Source organism: Streptococcus sp. FSL R7-0212 (assembly GCF_038007985.1).
Taxonomy (GTDB): domain Bacteria; phylum Bacillota; class Bacilli; order Lactobacillales; family Streptococcaceae; genus Streptococcus; species Streptococcus parauberis.
Genome location: NZ_JBBOYF010000001.1, coordinates 292,118 through 308,654, shown reverse-complemented (window position 1 = coordinate 308,654; position 16,537 = coordinate 292,118). Strand labels below are relative to the sequence as shown.

15 protein-coding genes are annotated in these 16,537 nt (G+C 36.2%); 7 read left to right on the top strand and 8 right to left on the bottom strand.

Going from position 1 to position 16,537, the window contains the following annotated elements; genetic code table 11:
* The first annotated feature begins 8 nt into the window (after positions 1–8).
* From MKY69_RS01695 to MKY69_RS01685, 3 genes are read left to right on the top strand one after another with little or no spacing between them, the layout of a single operon-like run.
* A complete protein-coding gene (locus MKY69_RS01695) occupies positions 9–554 on the top strand; it encodes an ECF-type riboflavin transporter substrate-binding protein (RefSeq protein WP_340790854.1) in 546 nt (181 codons plus the stop codon).
* A gap of 15 nt (positions 555–569) precedes the next feature.
* Positions 570–2,276, top strand: a complete 1,707-nt coding sequence (locus MKY69_RS01690) for an ABC transporter ATP-binding protein (RefSeq protein ID WP_062806721.1) — start codon at positions 570–572, stop codon at positions 2,274–2,276.
* Positions 2,239–3,078: an energy-coupling factor transporter transmembrane component T family protein gene (locus MKY69_RS01685; protein ID WP_340790853.1), complete on the top strand. Its 840-nt coding sequence runs from the start codon at positions 2,239–2,241 to the stop codon at positions 3,076–3,078. Before MKY69_RS01690 ends, MKY69_RS01685 begins: the two co-directional genes overlap by 38 nt.
* 118 nt (positions 3,079–3,196) lie before the next feature.
* Here MKY69_RS01685 and MKY69_RS01680 read toward each other — a convergent pair whose 3' ends face one another.
* Both MKY69_RS01680 and MKY69_RS01675 read right to left on the bottom strand, forming a co-directional pair.
* Positions 3,197–3,370: a Lin0368 family putative glycerol transporter subunit gene (locus tag MKY69_RS01680; protein ID WP_003107445.1), complete on the bottom strand. Its 174-nt coding sequence runs from the start codon at positions 3,368–3,370 to the stop codon at positions 3,197–3,199.
* A gap of 71 nt (positions 3,371–3,441) precedes the next feature.
* Positions 3,442–3,786, bottom strand: coding sequence for a Lin0368 family putative glycerol transporter subunit (locus MKY69_RS01675; protein ID WP_003107447.1), 345 nt, complete (start codon positions 3,784–3,786; stop codon positions 3,442–3,444).
* A gap of 64 nt (positions 3,787–3,850) precedes the next feature.
* On the opposite strand from MKY69_RS01675, the gene MKY69_RS01670 reads away from it, so the two are divergent.
* On the top strand, positions 3,851–4,255 hold the full coding sequence (locus MKY69_RS01670; protein ID WP_080619619.1) for a MurR/RpiR family transcriptional regulator: 405 nt from the start codon (positions 3,851–3,853) through the stop codon (positions 4,253–4,255).
* A 142-nt stretch (positions 4,256–4,397) separates the two neighbouring features.
* Complete coding sequence (locus MKY69_RS01665) at positions 4,398–6,899, top strand: YhgE/Pip domain-containing protein (protein ID WP_004235167.1); 2,502 nt, start codon at positions 4,398–4,400, stop codon at positions 6,897–6,899.
* Positions 6,900–6,935: 36 nt separating this feature from the next.
* Here MKY69_RS01665 and MKY69_RS01660 read toward each other — a convergent pair whose 3' ends face one another.
* Together MKY69_RS01660 and MKY69_RS01655 are read right to left on the bottom strand one after the other, a co-directional pair.
* The gene (locus MKY69_RS01660; protein ID WP_004235170.1) at positions 6,936–7,799 is read right to left on the bottom strand and encodes an LPXTG cell wall anchor domain-containing protein; all 864 of its coding nucleotides are present in this window, start codon (positions 7,797–7,799) and stop codon (positions 6,936–6,938) included.
* Positions 7,800–8,122: 323 nt separating this feature from the next.
* On the bottom strand, positions 8,123–9,070 hold the full coding sequence (locus MKY69_RS01655) for a hypothetical protein (protein WP_004234206.1): 948 nt from the start codon (positions 9,068–9,070) through the stop codon (positions 8,123–8,125).
* Positions 9,071–9,299: 229 nt separating this feature from the next.
* Here MKY69_RS01655 and MKY69_RS01650 point away from each other — a divergent pair.
* A protein-coding gene (locus MKY69_RS01650) for an IS3 family transposase (RefSeq protein ID WP_233847614.1) occupies positions 9,300–10,426 on the top strand; the annotation gives its coding sequence in 2 pieces (ribosomal slippage) (positions 9,300–9,570 and positions 9,570–10,426; 1,128 coding nt in all).
* 60 nt (positions 10,427–10,486) lie between these two features.
* Here MKY69_RS01650 and MKY69_RS01645 read toward each other — a convergent pair.
* From MKY69_RS01645 to MKY69_RS01635, 3 genes are all read right to left on the bottom strand, one after another.
* On the bottom strand, positions 10,487–11,191 hold the full coding sequence (locus MKY69_RS01645; protein ID WP_003103023.1) for a gamma-glutamyl-gamma-aminobutyrate hydrolase family protein: 705 nt from the start codon (positions 11,189–11,191) through the stop codon (positions 10,487–10,489).
* A gap of 139 nt (positions 11,192–11,330) precedes the next feature.
* Positions 11,331–14,054 (bottom strand): GBS Bsp-like repeat-containing protein, encoded by a 2,724-nt coding sequence (locus MKY69_RS01640; RefSeq protein WP_340790848.1) that lies wholly within the window; start codon positions 14,052–14,054, stop codon positions 11,331–11,333.
* 128 nt (positions 14,055–14,182) lie between these two features.
* Positions 14,183–14,533 (bottom strand): hypothetical protein, encoded by a 351-nt coding sequence (locus tag MKY69_RS01635; protein WP_003105326.1) that lies wholly within the window; start codon positions 14,531–14,533, stop codon positions 14,183–14,185.
* A gap of 148 nt (positions 14,534–14,681) precedes the next feature.
* Here MKY69_RS01635 and MKY69_RS01630 point away from each other — a divergent pair, with 148 nt between their 5' ends.
* Positions 14,682–15,317, top strand: coding sequence for an elongation factor G-binding protein (locus MKY69_RS01630; protein WP_076751776.1), 636 nt, complete (start codon positions 14,682–14,684; stop codon positions 15,315–15,317).
* Positions 15,318–15,479: 162 nt separating this feature from the next.
* On the opposite strand, the gene MKY69_RS01625 is transcribed toward MKY69_RS01630, so the two are convergent.
* The gene (locus MKY69_RS01625) at positions 15,480–16,034 is read right to left on the bottom strand and encodes a GNAT family N-acetyltransferase (protein ID WP_004235180.1); all 555 of its coding nucleotides are present in this window, start codon (positions 16,032–16,034) and stop codon (positions 15,480–15,482) included.
* Between the last annotated feature and the right edge of the window lie 503 nt (positions 16,035–16,537).

Genomic DNA, 16,537 nt, shown 5'->3' with positions numbered 1-16,537 from the left:
GAGAAATCATGAAAAACACATCTATTAAAACTGTTGTTGCAACAGGTATCGGAGCTGCATTATTTGTTATCATTGGGATGTTTGTACCTATTACTATCTTTACCAATACAACTATTTCACTACAATATGCTTTACAAGCATTGTTCGCGGTTATATTTGGCCCTCTAGCTGGTTTCTTAATTGGTTTTCTGGGGCACATGTTAAAAGATATGTTAGCTGGCTACGGTGTTTGGTGGTCTTGGGTTCTTCCTAGTGGACTAGTTGGTCTTGGAATTGGTCTATTGAAAAATAAATTACAAGTCACTAAAGGAATTTTTTCTAAAAAAGACATTATTGTATTCAACGTTACTCAAGTTATCGTTAATATTATTGCTTGGGCAATTGTTGCACCAATTGGTGATATCTTAATTTATCAAGAGCCTGCTAATAAAGTGTTTACCCAAGGATTATTTGCCGGAATCGCAAATATTGTTACAGTCGGTGTGGGTGGAACTATTTTGTTAATTGCTTACACTAAGACAAGAACAAAATCTGGTAGTCTTTCAAAAGACTAGGATTCAGGAAGATACATGAGTAACCTAATTACATTTAAAGACTTTACATTTCAATATGATGCCCAGTCAAGCCCAACTTTAAATAATATAAACCTTAGTATTGAAAAAGGACAAAAAGTACTTATTGTTGGTCCTTCCGGAAGTGGTAAGTCTACTTTAGGCAATTGTTTAAACGGAATTATTCCCAATCATTTCCATGGACAACACCAAGGTTTCCTTACTATAGAAGATAAAGATGCTTTTGATTTGTCAATTTATGACAAGTCAAAACTAATTTCAACCGTTCTTCAAGATCCAGATGGCCAATTTATTGGGCTCTCTGTCGCTGAAGACATTGCCTTTGCCTTAGAAAATGATTGTTTTGATAAGCCTGAAATGATTAGTGCTATTAATTATTGGGCCAAACAGTTAGAACTAGAAGACCTCTTAGATAACCGTCCACAAGATCTATCCGGCGGTCAAAAGCAACGGGTCAGTTTAGCCGGTGTCTTAGTTGATGAAAGCCCTATCCTTCTCTTTGATGAACCCTTAGCAAATCTTGACCCTAAGTCTGGGCTTGATACAATTGACTTGATAGATCGCATTCATCAATCAACAAAAGCTACTACTATTATCATTGAACATCGCCTTGAGGATGTCCTATATCGACCAGTTGATAAAGTAATCTTAATCAATGACGGTCGGATTCTCTTTGATGGAACACCTGATCAGTTACTCTTAACCGATTTATTAAATCAAAATGGAATTCGTGAGCCACTCTACATCACATGTTTACGAGATTTAGGATTTTCTTTTGCTGATAACTTGAAATTAACTCAACTAGATCATCTTGATTTTTCGAATCTATCTTGTCACTTACAAGACGAGCCGATTGCACGAACTGATAGACCTGTTCTATTAGAATGGAAAAATCTTAACTTTGCTTACCAAGCCAATAAACCAATTCTCAAAGATGTTAATTTGACTATTTTCCAAGGGGAAAAGATTTCTTTAGTGGGTCAGAACGGAGCTGGTAAATCAACTCTTGCAAAACTACTGTGTGCTTTCCAAGAGTCTGATGCGCCGCTATTCTACAAGGGGCAAGACATTTCTACCGACTCTATCAAAGAAAGAGCTGACCGCATCGGTTATGTTTTACAAAACCCTAATCAGATGATTAGTCAGGCTCAGATTTTTGATGAAGTTGCTCAGGGTTTGCGTTTGCGAGGTGTGAATGAGGATGAAATCAGAGTTAAAGTTGAAGAAACCCTGAAAATATGTGGGCTATATCCGTTTAGAAATTGGCCAATTTCAGCTTTATCCTTTGGTCAAAAGAAACGGGTGACGATTGCCTCAATTTTGATTCTTGATCCAGAAATCATCGTTCTAGATGAACCAACTGCTGGTCAGGATAAGAAAAATTATTCTGAAATCATGAACTTTTTGGATAAACTAAATCGTGAAGGGCATACAATTATTATGATTACGCATGATATGCAGTTGATGATGGAGTACTCTGATCGGACAATTGTAATGAGCAAAGGGAAGATCATTGCTGACGCTAGTCCTGAAGAAATTCTATCCAATGCTCCTATTTTGGAACAGGCTTGTTTGAAAAAAACCAGTCTTTTCCATCTGGCACCTTATCTTGGGTGTTCACCACTAGCATTAACACACTACTATATTACTAAAGAAAGGGATAGACATGCCTCAGAAATTAATCGGCTATCAGAAGGAAGATAATTTCCTCCATCACTTAACTGGGGCAAGCAAACTAATTTTTTTCATTCTGGTTTCAGTTGCCTGTATGACAACTTATGATACGCGTTTGATCATTTTCATTGGTTGCTTATCACTTACTCTGTTTGCAAGTGCTAGAGTACCTTGGAAAAGTGTTTCATTTGTCATTAAGTTTGTGACTTTCTTTGCTATTTTAAACGTCTTAATGGTCTATCTTTTTGCACCCGCATATGGCGAGCAAATTTATCATTCCAAAACAGTCATTGCAAATGCCTGGGGTCCCTTTTATCTAACAAAAGAAGAATTGTTTTACCTCTTTAATCTTAGTTTGAAGTACTTTTCAACTGTTCCTTTAGCCCTTCTCTTCTTATTAACGACCAACCCGAGTCAATTCGCGTCAAGTCTCAACCAAATCGGCTTACCTTATAAAGTGGCATATGCGGTCAGCTTAACCCTTCGCTATATTCCCGATGTCCAAGAAGAATTTTACATGATAAAAACCTCGCAAGAAGCAAGAGGTTTGGAGTTGTCTAAGAAAGCAAAGCTATTTGATCGCATCAAAGGTAACTTGCAAATCATTATCCCATTAATTTTCAGTTCCTTAGATCGCATCGATCTAGTCGCTACAGCAATGGAACTGAGAAGGTTCGGTAAGAATAAGGGACGGACTTGGTATACCTCAAAACAATTAGATAAAAATGATATCATGACGATTTTCCTAGCAATTGCAATCCTGCTGACATCATTTATCTTATTCGTCATTAATAAAGGAAGATTTTACAATCCATTTACTCAAAAAGGTTGACCTCGGGTCAACCTTTTTGAGTTCTTTTATAAGATTACCGTTGCAATAACTACTCCTACAACTATCCACCGAAGATTGCAGCTAAGATATTTGAGCGGTGGTGAGCAAGGGAAATTCCTCACCTTATGCCATCTACACAAACACCAATAGCTGTAGAAAATCCCATATCAATAAAAACTCTACTACTTTGATGAATGAAAGGTACTGGCATGCCGTGGTTAATAAACCAAACTGGTTCAATAATAATAAAGGCTGCAACCCAACCACCAATTGCACCAAAACGATTGTCCAATTTTCCCCAGATACAGAGAATGGAAAAAGGTAGAATAAAGCCCCCCTAAGGTAATCATTAGGTATTGCATATTAATATCCCTTTATTTCAATTTTTTCGTAGAGGCAACCGGCTAAACAAGCTCCAATCACTAAACAGAGTAAAGTTGGAAAAGATTTTAAACTCACTCCCAAGCCATACTTAAGACTATTACTTACAAAAACAGCAGAGCCAATGCCCCCCATATCAATGGCAATTTCTTCCTGACTTTGTGGTATAAAACCTCGATAGTGACAGATATACCAAGCTGGAGTGATAGCAATAATAGCTACTACGAATCCAGCATATGGAGCAACGGGAGCAGCAAAAAGACGCCAAATCTGTGTGACCCAAATGGCCGCAAAACTATAAGCAAGAATCCCTCTGATTCTTTTCATCTCATTCACCTCTCAACTGATTTATTCTCAAAATTGTCATTCTATCATAGTATTTTGATAGGATCTGCGGATTCATCAACTCCAAGGGGAAACGATTTTTAATGCCTATTTAGTTGAGAAGGATGCTTGTGCTATTATCATTAGCTACTCAGGGGGTACAGCCAATTTAATTGATATCTGTCAATTACTGAAAGAAAAAAGAGTACCAATCATCTCAATTACTAGTTTAGGGGTTAATCCAATTAGTCAGCTTGCTGACGTTGAATTACACTTGTCCACCAAAGAAAAACTCTATTCAAAGATTTCCACTTTTTCAACTGATGCAGCAATCACATATCTCCTAGACGTTCTCTATTCTTGCGTTTTTGCCCAAAGCTATGATAAAAATGTAAAACTTCGAAAAACAGCCTCTCAGAAAATTGAAGCGAGTCGCTTAGCTAGTTCATCCGTCCTAAAAGAGGATATTTAGATGCAATGGTTTACATTGTATCTTTTTTTGTACACTATTGTACACTTTGTCCAAAAACCAAACATAAGTCTTGAAAACAGAATTCAAGTTTGTATAATAGTCTATTATACTAACAATCTACAGATCGTATGGAGGTAAGACAATGACAAAAGAAGTAAAAAATTTATGGCGGAATCCTCACTTATGGGTAACCATATTGGGGGTTGCTCTAGTCCCAACATTATATAACTTAGTTTTTCTAACGTCACTTTGGAATCCTTATGGTAATCTTAATCAGTTGCCCGTTGCCATTGTGAATCAAGACAAGTCAGCTGATTTCAACCACAAGAAAATCAATGCTGGAGATAAGATTGTGGACAAGATGTCCAAAAGTAAAGATTTAGATTATCATTTTGTAACAGCCAAAACAGCTAACAAAGGCTTGAAAGATGGTAAGTACTATATGGTTGTGACTTTTCCCAAAGATTTATCAGAAAAGTCAAGCAGCATCTTAACTGACAATCCTGAAAAACCAATTATCACATATCAAACCTCAAAAGGGCATAACTTTGTTTCGTCTAAGATGGGCCAATCAGCCATGCTTAAATTAGAAGCAAAAGTTTCTGAAGAAGTAACAAAAGCATATAATAAAAACCTCTTTACCAACCTTGTTCAACTTCAAAAAGGTCTTGGAAAAGCAGCAAAAGGTAGTAAAGATCTAGCAAATGGAGCTAATGAGGCTTTGGATGGTAGCCAACAAATTACCAATAACTTATTATTACTTGCCAATGCTGGAAATCAACTTTCTTCTGGTGCAAGCCAACTTAATGACGGGATTGGTCAATACACAAGTGGTGTTGGTCAATTAAATACTGGTATTGGCAAATTATCAACTGGCTTAACAACTTATACCAATGGCGTTAGTCAATTATCCCAAGGAGCTAATCAACTCAACGCCAATTCACAAAACTTAAAAGATGGCGCTAATCAGATTGCTGGTGGTGCAAGCCAGATGCAAGAATTAGTTGACGGTGCAAGCAAATTAAATGCAGGACTGGTTCAATTACAAACAGAAACTAGCCTATCTCCGGAACAAACAGCTAGTATCCAAGCCCTACAAACAGGCCTACCAGCTATTCAACAAGGTATTAATCAATTGAATAAAACCGTTGCAGAACTGGGTAACCAATCAGCTACGACAACTACCACAACATCTCCAAGTCTGAGCCAAGCTAAAGTAGATTTAACTTCAATTATTAGCCAAGCAGATACAATCATCTCTGCTACTACATCAGATAAAGCAACAATTACTGCTTCTGTGCAAGGTACTTCTGCCTATCAATCACTAACACCGGCTCAACAAGCTGAAATTTCTAATGCTATTTCGGCAACACCACAATCAAGCAACGCAACAGCTGCCCAAGCAATCAAATCTGCTGCCGGTGAATTACAAACGACCTTAGATCAAGTAACTGGTCAATCATCAACCACTACTACAAACCCATCTGCTAGCCTTGGTCAATTACAAACAAGTGTTGCAACTCTGAACAACAACGCAAATGTTGTCCTTCCCGGTGCAGTTACAGCTCTCAACACCTTATCAGGTGGCCTCGCTGAAGTAAATTCCAACTCAAGTAAAATGGTCGCTGCTAGTTCTCGAATTCTAGGTGGTGTCCAAGGTTTACAAACAACGCTTGCCACAAACGGTAGTAAACTAGCAAATGGCATAACTCAGTACACCGATGGCGTTGGCCAATTGGCGTCTGGTGCTAATCAATTATCTGGGAACAATGCTCAGTTAACTTCAGGCGTTGCTGGCTTAAGTAGCGGTGCTTCAACACTCGATAGTAAATCAGGAGACTTGACTGCTGGTGCCGGAAAACTTAGTGATGGCGCTAGTCAACTTGCACAAGGTTCTGGAAAAATCGCCCAAGGCGGTAACCAATTATCAACTGGTATTTCAGCCCTTTCGGACGGGGCAGGCACTTTATCCGATAAGTTGGCACTGACTGATCAAAAACTTGCGACATTGTCATTCAAGAAAAGTAACTCCAAAGAATTAGCGAACCCTATCGCCACTAAACATGTTGATAAAGACAATGTCAAAACCAATGGTGTAGGCATGGCTCCTTACATGATTTCCGTATCTCTACTTGTCGCTGCTTTATCAGCCAACGTTATCTTTGCTGATTCACTAGCTGGTAAAAAACATGAAACACGTATGGAATGGGCCAAATCAAAACTCTTTATCAATGGTTTAATTTCAACATTGGCAGCAATCATGCTCTATGCTCTGGTACGAATTTTAGGAATGGATCCAAGTTATCCGGTGGCAACTTTTGTGATGATCCTCTTATCATCATGGGCGTCAATGGCCATTGTCACAGCCCTTCTTGGTTGGGATAAACGATTTGGTGCTTTTGGTGCATTAATCCTTCTTTTACTCCAATTAGGCTCAAGTGAAGGAACATACCCATTACAAATTATTCCAAGATTCTTCACCAAGATTCATCCATTTTTACCAATGTCCTACTCTGTATCAGGACTACGCCAAGCCCTCTCATTGAACGGTGAAATCGGTCATCAAGCAAGTATGCTTGCCCTCTTCACAGTTGGAGCAATAATGGTAGGTTTACTGATTTATCGCCAAAATAAAAAAGACTAAAAAAGCCAAGCAACAATTGCTCGGCTTTTTTCTGTCTTATTCATGTTTATACTTTTTTGCCAAGACTAAAGCTATAGCTGACATCATTATGCCCATAAAGGCTAAGCTAGCTTGTGAGTGGTCTCCAGTTTCTGGTAATTCTGATTTGGTGAATTTTTCATCCGATGCTTGTGTTCTAGTAGAAGATGTTGGGCTGATTTGTTTTGGTTTGTAAGCAGATGGATTAATTTTCTTAACATCTTTAATATCGCCATCAGCTGATAATTCTACATAATAATCATAAGATTCAGTGACGATTTTTAACCATTTGTCGCCAAGTGCAGTCCACTCTGTAGTATTAGAAGCTAATACATACTCAATAGTTGTTGTTTTAGCAATTTCTTCATAAGAATTAATCCAATCTTGCCCATCAAGATATTGCCCATCTGAAATATATGTTTTTGTTTCTGTTTGAGGCGCCATCTGTACCTGACTAGGATCCGCAACACTTGTTGTTTTAACAGTAACAGTTCCTACTTCAGTTACAACTCCATCGTCGTATTCTGTTTCAGTGGTTTCACCTTCATCAACAGATACATCAATCACATCACCGATTTGCGCTTGATCAGCTGCTTCAACTGATAAGTTTTCTTTTGCTGAAATCTCTGCATCAGCCAGATCAGTAGCAGATTGGTCAGTCAAGTAGACATCATTTGTAGATGTGCTAGTTGTTTCAACTGGTGCTGTAGGTTGCTCTACTGGTGTTACAGCTGCTGAAGAAATTGGATCAGTAGTAGTCGAAGGTGTATCTGCAAAAATACTTATTTGGCTAGCAAAAGCAAGTCCAATAATAGCAGCTCCTAAACCTAACTTAAATTTGCGTAGTGAGAAGCGTTGTTGCCTATCTTTAGTATGATACATAAAGCTTTCCTCTTTTCATAATCTAGTATTACTATACCACAATTTTGTCAGAAAAAAATTTCCAATCAAAAATTTACTTTTTAATAAAATTTAAAATTTTGATAAAAATCAGTCTAAAATAAAATGTTGAATATGCGATAAAATTCGTAATTTAGCTTAAAATATCTAATAAAGTTGATGAATAATAAAAAAAACGCATATTTTACTAACGTTTTATCATAAAATTTATAGATATATTTTCTAACAATTCACATCTCAATAATGAATAATCAGCTTACTATGAATCCGGTCATCAAAAAAAGGCTTTCTCACAAAGAAAGCCTTTAACTTTTTGGATTTGGTTTAAACCAACCACTGATTTCATAGCTACAACGATTAGATTTGAAGTTTTTAACCTCTCCTGTCCGTTTGTCCGTGACCATCATTTCAATCTTAGAGTCCATGGATTCTTCCACTGTATCCACCATTGATCCCTCTCGCGGACTAATAAGGGACTCCACCTTACCTTGGGTGAGTGTGATTTCAATCGCTTTTTTTCTATTTGAAATGGAAATGAGCTCTTGCCCTTTGGAATTCTGCGAAATCAATACCTGACTAAAGTCATAAGTGGTAAAGGTTTCGTTGACCCCATCGATATTTAGATTGGCGATATAACCATCAAATTTGATTGGTCCTAATGGAATTAAGGCAATAGTGAAGAAAATCGAAGCTTTTTCTTTTGAAAAATCGCTGTGCAACCAGATATAGCGTTCTGGGAAGGTCGTCCCTCGGTCTTTTTCACAATAAAAAGAGCTACTGAAGCTTCCGTTGAAAAATGGATTCTCTGTGGTAAAATCAACCCGACCATCAATAGCCTGTAACCCATGGATACAAGGTAAATTCTTAAAGATACTAAATGGTCCCATGATATTTTTTGGATAGGGGGTGATTTCTTGGAATTGTGCTGAAATAATTAGGTTTTCTTCATTGACATTAAAGCCCGTTTCAGAGAAACTATTTTCACCTAATCTGAGGTAGAAAGGATTACTAGAAAGAATTGTTTCTTCATTGCTATAAGATTGACTACCAGAAAAGAGTCGGTCACCTTGTGAGACAATCCACTGTAGATGCCCAGTCATTAGGCCTTTTTCAACATGCAAGGAGGGAATTAAAGCAATTGTTTTGTCTTTAAGGGCACACTTAAGATACCAGCCTTCAAAGTAGTTTGACCGGTTATTTGCTCCCACAAAATCATAATTTAATACTGCTTTTTTATATAATGGAACAGACACAATCTTTCCTCCTTGGTCAAGCTAACTTGATTTTATGAAGTAAAATTTTGTCCTCCTTCATTCCTTAGCCACTTAATCATATTGTATCATCAAAGGTGATAAATTGCGTATTTTTAACGCGAAACAACCTCAAAAAAATACCCTAGGGTCGGCACTGCACCCAATAAATGAGACACAAGAAAAACACTCCTGTAGAATTCTAGTAAAATAGAATCAGGAGTGTTTTATTATGGTCAAAAAAGCTTACTCGTTAGAAACCAAATTAGCCTGTATTGAAATGAAGAAATCAGGTAAGCCCGAAAAAGTTATTATGGATAGACTTGGTATTAAAAATAAAAGCCAGATATATACATGGTGGCGCTGGTATCAAAAAGGAGAAACGTATCGTTTTCATCAACCTGTAGGTAAGCAATATACTTACGGTCAAGGAATGGAACAGTTATCAGAAGTTGAGCAATTAAAACTACAAGTTGAACTTTTAAAAAAGTATCAAAGCTTGATGAGAAAATCGATAAAGTAACACTCATCAAGCTTGTTGATTACTACAGATATCAGTATCCATTAGGTTTTATTCTGGACTGTTTTAAGGTCTCACGCTCAACCTATTATCGGTGGAAATCTAATATCAAGCCTCCTATTCATGATAGTCTTATCGAAAAAGTTGAAGAGCTCTGCTTAAAATATAAGTTTATATATGGTTATAGAACCATTACAAGTCTTCTAAAGAAAGAGTTTGGGATTAATGCCAATGTAAAGAAAGTCTATCGTATCATGAAGAGCAGAGGGTGGCTATGTCGCACTAGAATAAAGAAGTCCCCTAAATTAGGTAGGCCATACTACGTCACAGACAATAAGCTAGACCGTGACTTTAAGGCAACCAGACCATTACAAAAACTAGTTACAGATATTACTTATCTCAACTTTGGAAAAACTACCTTATACTTGTCATCTATTATGGACCTTTATAATCGTGAAATTGTGGCCTATACTATTTCAGATACACAGGACAATGATCTTGTACTTGATACCCTTAATCAACTTGATTTAGAATCAGGAGTCCTATTACACAGTGATCAAGGATCTGTCTATACATCACATGCTTACTATCTCGCTTGTATTGAAAAAGGCATTACCCGCTCAATGTCTCGAAAAGGGACACCTGCAGATAACGCCTGTATTGAATGGTTTCACTCCGCTTTAAAGACTGAAACCTTTTATCTCCAAGATAGGAGAAAACACAACAAAGTTAGTATAACAAATATTGTTAAAAATTACATAACATTTTATAATGAAACTAGAATTCAACGTCATTTAAAAAACCAATCTCCTGTTCAATTCAGAAAATTGGTTTCATAAGAGTGTTTTTCTTCTGTCCCACTATTGGGGTGCAGTGCCGTCTAGGGTATTTTTATTTAATTAACTCATTTCATTGACAAAGTATTGAAAGACTTGTTTACTTTCTGGATGGCTTTTTACTAAGAACTCTGGGTGCCATTGTAAGCCGAGAAATGAGAACGATTTGCCTTCGACAGCTTCTATCGTTTGGTCATCAGTATCACGAGCAAGTACTCTCAAATCAGGGGCTACTTCTTTAATGGCTTGCATGTGCAGACTATTGACCCGGTTCTTTTCGCCATAAATATCATAGAGAATACTATTCTTCTTAAAATCAACCTCCTGAGTAACTTGAGTTGGTGCCAAGTCTTGCCAATGATTGGAGACTGTTTGATTTAAAGTACCACCAAGAAGGACATTAACTAATTGTGTCCCCCGGCAAATTGCAAATACAGGCTTACCTTGATGAAAAGCCTCTCTGACAAGTTGTAATTCAAAGCGATCTCTTGCTTCATGGTAATCGTCACTTGTGATGATCTTCTTTTCTCCATAAAAATGAGGAAGGACATGTTGACCACCCGTAATTAAAAGCTTATCAATGGTCGCCACATAATCTTTGACCATTTCCCCGTGGGCGATGGGCAAGACTAGAGGCAGGCCTCCCGATTCCATAATAATATCTGAAAATATCTTTGAGGCAAAAGTCCGTTGAATACCATTATCCCAAGATTCCAGCTGTCTACTTTGACTCTCATTTCCTGTTATTCCAATTATTGGTCGTTTCACCGGCTGTCCTCCTGTCTTTTCTATAAGTTATAGTTTAGCATAAGACAAGGTTAGAAGGTATTATATATTTTTTATCAAGATAATAGGATGGAGCTATGGCAAAAAAAGACTAGCAGGAACTAGTCTTTTTTCACTTTACTCAAATTTCTTTATAAGCAGTGTTCAATGCAGAAACAAGGTTGTTCAGTAACCCTAATTTGCCATCCGCATTTGTTGTGATTGAGATAATGTAGTCTCCATTTCCAGTCGAAACAATACCAGCATCGTTTGCAGCATGATAACCTGTCATGCCAATCCAACCAGCTTTACTCATTGTCCTATATGATGATCCTAAAACAGCATGAATTGGTGATAAATTAGGGTTTTCATAGAGTTTTGATAATTCTTTCCCTTTGGTTGTTGTATTAAAAAATGAGTAATTTTGTCCCCACATTTTGGCCAATTCATTTGACGTAACATAAGGATAACCTGGTACAGATAAACTTGTATCTACGCCAGCTTTGGCCATCCAGTTCGCAATATAACCTGCTCCGTAAGTAGCTCGTAAGTTGGCGTAAGCATCATTGTCAGAATAATAAAGGATATTTTTAATTGCAGTGTAGTTAGTATTGAATGCTAATGGATTTTGAGCTACTAGGCTTGCTACATAAATTCCCTTAATTGAACTTGCTACATAAAATTTCTGATTACTATTGTAGGATAGACCTTGTTTAGATATTGCGTCAAACATTGTAAATCCGACCTGATAACCTTGATCAGTGATAACTTTTATAGCACTAGCTAATAAGTTACGAATTGAAACACTTGGAACAAAACCATTAGTCCCATCAATTTTAGCAGCAACACCACTAACAGCCGGCAATGAAAAAGTAGTTGTCCCACTTGTTTGTCCTACAAATTCACCAGACATTAAATCATAATAAACATGAACATGATAAAGTCCGCTATCAAATTTATGCTTTTCAAGATCAATGACGGCACTGTATGTACTAGCTGAATTTTTTTGAGCTGACAGCCACTGCAACTCATCTTGTCCATTTTTATCAGACCATATAGCAAATTTAACATATTTTACCCCTTTTGCACTATAGACATTTGATACTGTGGCAGTGAAGGTAAAGTTAGAATTGTTTAAAGGTGAAATAGTAAGTTGACCAGTTTGAGCTGGTAGTGATTTGACATCAAATCCCGATGTCCCGGCTAATCCAACTGTTTTAGAACCAATTTGACTATAGCCATATATATGAACTAAATAATGACCTAAATTATACTTATGATCTCCAATATTAATAATGGCTTGGTAACTATTATCAGCTAGCTTACTTGCCGTCACCCACTTGATATCATCTTGGCCATTAATTTCACTCCAACTTGGTAACATAACTTTTGTGATATAAGCTGGGACATTCGTAACTGATACTAAAAATTCAAGATCTGATTTCTGTGTAATGGCTGCGCTAGCAGTTGGATTTGGTACTGTAATTGTTCTTGTATTTAGACCTTTAGCACTTCCCGACTCAAAACTATAGGTATGGATGTTGTATAGACCATAATTACTATGATTAACATAAGGAACAATGACTTGACCCTGAGCATTGGCTGTGTACCAATGAAGGTCATCTTGACCAGCTTGATCCGACCAAACAGCAAATTTCACTTTGGTAAATTCTTTAACAACATTCGAATTTAATGCTAGGCGGAAGCCATCATTAGCTATTACGGCTGACACTACATTTTTTGGGTCTGGGGTAGCAATTGTAAAACCTTCTGTTGTCCCTAATCCGATTTGACTATTCGTGATTGTACTATTCCCATAAACATGAACAGCAAAATGGCCAGTATCATTTGAGTGATCTGAAATCTTTACTGAAACTTTGTATGTTCCATCAGTTGATTGAGTAGCTTGATACCATTTAATATCATTTTGGCCACCTAAATCTGACCAAACAGGAACTTTAATTGAGCTAATATCACCTCTCACATTTGAAACGACAATATCAACAATACCATTAGTTTGTACGTTAAACGATGTACTTACTGTTGGTTTAAGAATAGTAAATTGTCTCGCATTTAAGCCAGACATTTTACCTGTTACATCTTGTGAATAGGTATGAATATTATATAGCCCATATGCTCTATGTTTTTTAGATAAATCAATATATGCCGCACCAACTTGATCAGCAGTATACCAAACTAAATCATCTTGGCCAGCATTATCTGTCCAAACTGCATACTTTATCTTCTTAGTTGGTTCTAGTTGCCCATTATAGACAATTTTTAAAACATGACCACTCACATCAGCTGAGACTGTTTCGACTGTTTCGACTGGTGCGACACTTTTTGACTGGATAGCAGTTTGAGTTTGAACCTGATTTGTGACTTCAGTTGGAGCACTTGGAACTGATTCTATTTCGGGAGTTGAACTTTCTGTATTACTATTTAGTTCTGACTTTTGAGTAGATGCATCAATAGCAATTGCTTCACTCGATGTTACCAAAGTAGCGTCAGATTCCTTCGAGGGTCTTGTAGATTCATTACTAGCCTCAGTTTGAGGGTTCGTTCCAACTTCAGCGACTACTGGTTGGTCAATGACTTCAGTTGATAAAACTGGTTGACTTGAAGAAGTAACCTGTTCAGCAATATTTGTCGTTTCACTATTGCTCGAATCATTCGTAACAACCTCCATTGACCTGGTTGTAGTTGAATCAGTTAAGTCATCCGCCTGCACTGTTCCTGATAAAAAGCCAACTGTACCGACAATTACCGAGGCAACACCAACCACTGATGATTTTCTTAAACTGAATTGTTGTTTCTTGGGTTTTTTTGCCTCATTTAACTTTTTTGCCACACGTGAATATCCCATAAAACCCCTTTCATTTTCTCCTTTTAAGACTAGTATACTACAATTATAGTTAAATATTTAGAGAAAATTAACATTGAAAAATGATTTGACATATAAAAAACATGTGGTGCTAACACAACATGTTTCTACTAACTATTTACAAAATATTTGAATATATAAGGAATACCTTTGCTTAAAATATATAGGCAATAGCTTAGACTGGCTAATGACATCAAGTAGGTAAAGGGATGAAACTTTTTATGTTCAATATCATCTTTTATCATAAATGGAATGAAGATAAAGAAGATTGTCCCAACCATTAGGGCCATTGCTGAGAAAGTCCCAACCGTATTGGTCTCATTGGTAATTGGATCAGATATCCAAGTGTTGTAAAAGATATCTTTGATACCAAGCTTTAAACTATATAAGTCAAAACCCATCCCTACAAAAATTAGTAATACCTCACCCACAAATAAACATGTTATCAGTTTTTCTTTCATTAACCAAGCTCCTTGCCTATTTTTTCTATCATAACACTTTACGCTAAATAGTTGAAAGAAAAACAGAATTTATCTGTCTTCTTGCTAGATAAACTCCTTTTTAACTGTTATAATATGCCATACAAATTGCTAATGGGGGGAAAGAAAGCTGTCACATTTAAAAGTCTATGAATTTAATCAAATCAAGGGGTTGATTAAAGAGCTAATAAACTATTATAAAACAAACGATTATTTAAACTATGCTTTATTAATTAAAGAAACATTACTCGAAATTGGTGCAATCCTGATTGAACATGAGATTGATTCTCAAATGTTTATGACAAACTTAGCAGATAAAAGAATATCTCACCGCCAAGTAGATAACTTATTAGAAGATTTAAAAGTGCGGGTGGAACCCTTTACCATTCCATCAAATAAAGAAATCACTAAACTACTCCGAAAGGTAAAGAAATTAAAAGTTCCCGATTTTGAAACTTATGATAAAAAAGAAATTATTTATCTAGCTTGGAATGAGCAATCCTCTAACCGAAAATATGTCATTTATGAAGATAACAACAAAAGCGCTGCTTTCTATGGAGACCTCTCAACAGACAAAGTCAAAGGCTTCTGTAAAATCTGTAAAGAAGAAACTGAAACCTCTTTATTCCTTTTAAAATCAAAAACCTCAGGCGACGGTACCTACACCAAAAAAGGCGACTACATCTGCCGAGATAGTGCCATCTGTAACCAGAACTTGAAAAACATAGACGACTTTTATGATTTTGTCAATCATATGAAGGCGTAAAGTATATGTTTACTAACCAGATTTAAGTTAATAAAAAAATAAGGCATCCCTTTAAATGGACGCCTTATTTTTTATTTTGATTCTTTCTTTTTCATTAGCTTCGATGATATTAAAGCAATAAGCCAAAGAGAGAAAACACTTAAGATTGATTGACATATAAAATTAGGATTCCTGAGGATTGATAATGCCATATAAAACAATGTCCTCGTACAGATCATTCTTCAAAACATGCTTTTCCTGAGTACCTTCTTTTTTCATGCCCGTTTTTTCCATCACTCTGCCAGATGCACCGTTATACTTGAAATGCTTGGCCACTATTTTATGAAATTCTTTAATTTCAAAGCCATATTTAATAAGTGCTCTCGCAGCCTCTGTAGCTATCCCTTTATTCCACACATCAGGACTAATCCAATAACCTAGCTCAGCAATATAGCCATTTTTAAAAACAGCTAAACTGATACATCCAAGAATACGATCAGTAACTTTATCAGTGATAGCATAATCATAGCACTTATCTTGTTTGTTGTTTTGTTCTTGATTAGATATCCACTCAATAGCAGACTCCTCTGTATAAGGATCAGGCAAAGTCAGCGTGTTCTTTTGAATAGCTGCTGAATTACAAATGTGTGCAACAGCTTGACTATCATCAAGAGTAAATCTCCTCAATAACAAACGGTCTGTTTCAATAGTATTTTCTTTATCATTAAATATAAACATGAAATTACTTCCTTTTCTATATCAACTAAAATATTTTGGAAAATATATGTAAACCCAATTATAACAAATATTAGACATAAGTTATCACTAAATTTGCAACACAAAAAAACATCCTCCAACGGAGAATGATTTTTGTATATTCGAAACAGATTAACGTGTTGGGAATTGTGATGCTTTACAGGCTTTTTTAAGACCTGGCTTTCTCTGACAACTGAAATATATATGGTGTTATATAGTATAAACTAGCTAAAAATCAACAATTTACATCCCAAAAGTGCACTATGTATTACAATATGTTCGCGGAGGGGTTATCAAAAATGCGGTTTTCGGAGCTTATAAAATGGAGAAATATATTTTCAAAGTAGTTATTTTTAGTTCTTTGTACCCAAATTGCTAATTCCAAAACTTAAATACTATTTTCCAGATAAAAAATAATGAAATTAATAAATGCACTTGAGAAGTAAATTAATCATAATAAATTTTAAATATATCATAACCAAAAA

Bases quoted from the DNA above. Each gene is read 5' to 3' on its own strand.
- MKY69_RS01675 (WP_003107447.1), bottom strand. From the start codon at position 3,786: ATGAAAAGAATCAGAGGGATTCTTGCTTATAGTTTTGCGGCCATTTGG.
- MKY69_RS01640 (WP_340790848.1), bottom strand. From the start codon at position 14,054: ATGGGATATTCACGTGTGGCAAAAAAGTTAAATGAGGCAAAAAAACCC.
- MKY69_RS01635 (WP_003105326.1), bottom strand. From the start codon at position 14,533: ATGAAAGAAAAACTGATAACATGTTTATTTGTGGGTGAGGTATTACTA.
- MKY69_RS01695 (WP_340790854.1), top strand. From the start codon at position 9: ATGAAAAACACATCTATTAAAACTGTTGTTGCAACAGGTATCGGAGCT.
- MKY69_RS01690 (WP_062806721.1), top strand. From the start codon at position 570: ATGAGTAACCTAATTACATTTAAAGACTTTACATTTCAATATGATGCC.
- MKY69_RS01660 (WP_004235170.1), bottom strand. From the start codon at position 7,799: ATGTATCATACTAAAGATAGGCAACAACGCTTCTCACTACGCAAATTT.
- MKY69_RS01625 (WP_004235180.1), bottom strand. From the start codon at position 16,034: ATGTTTATATTTAATGATAAAGAAAATACTATTGAAACAGACCGTTTG.
- MKY69_RS01685 (WP_340790853.1), top strand. From the start codon at position 2,239: ATGCCTCAGAAATTAATCGGCTATCAGAAGGAAGATAATTTCCTCCAT.
- MKY69_RS01665 (WP_004235167.1), top strand. From the start codon at position 4,398: ATGACAAAAGAAGTAAAAAATTTATGGCGGAATCCTCACTTATGGGTA.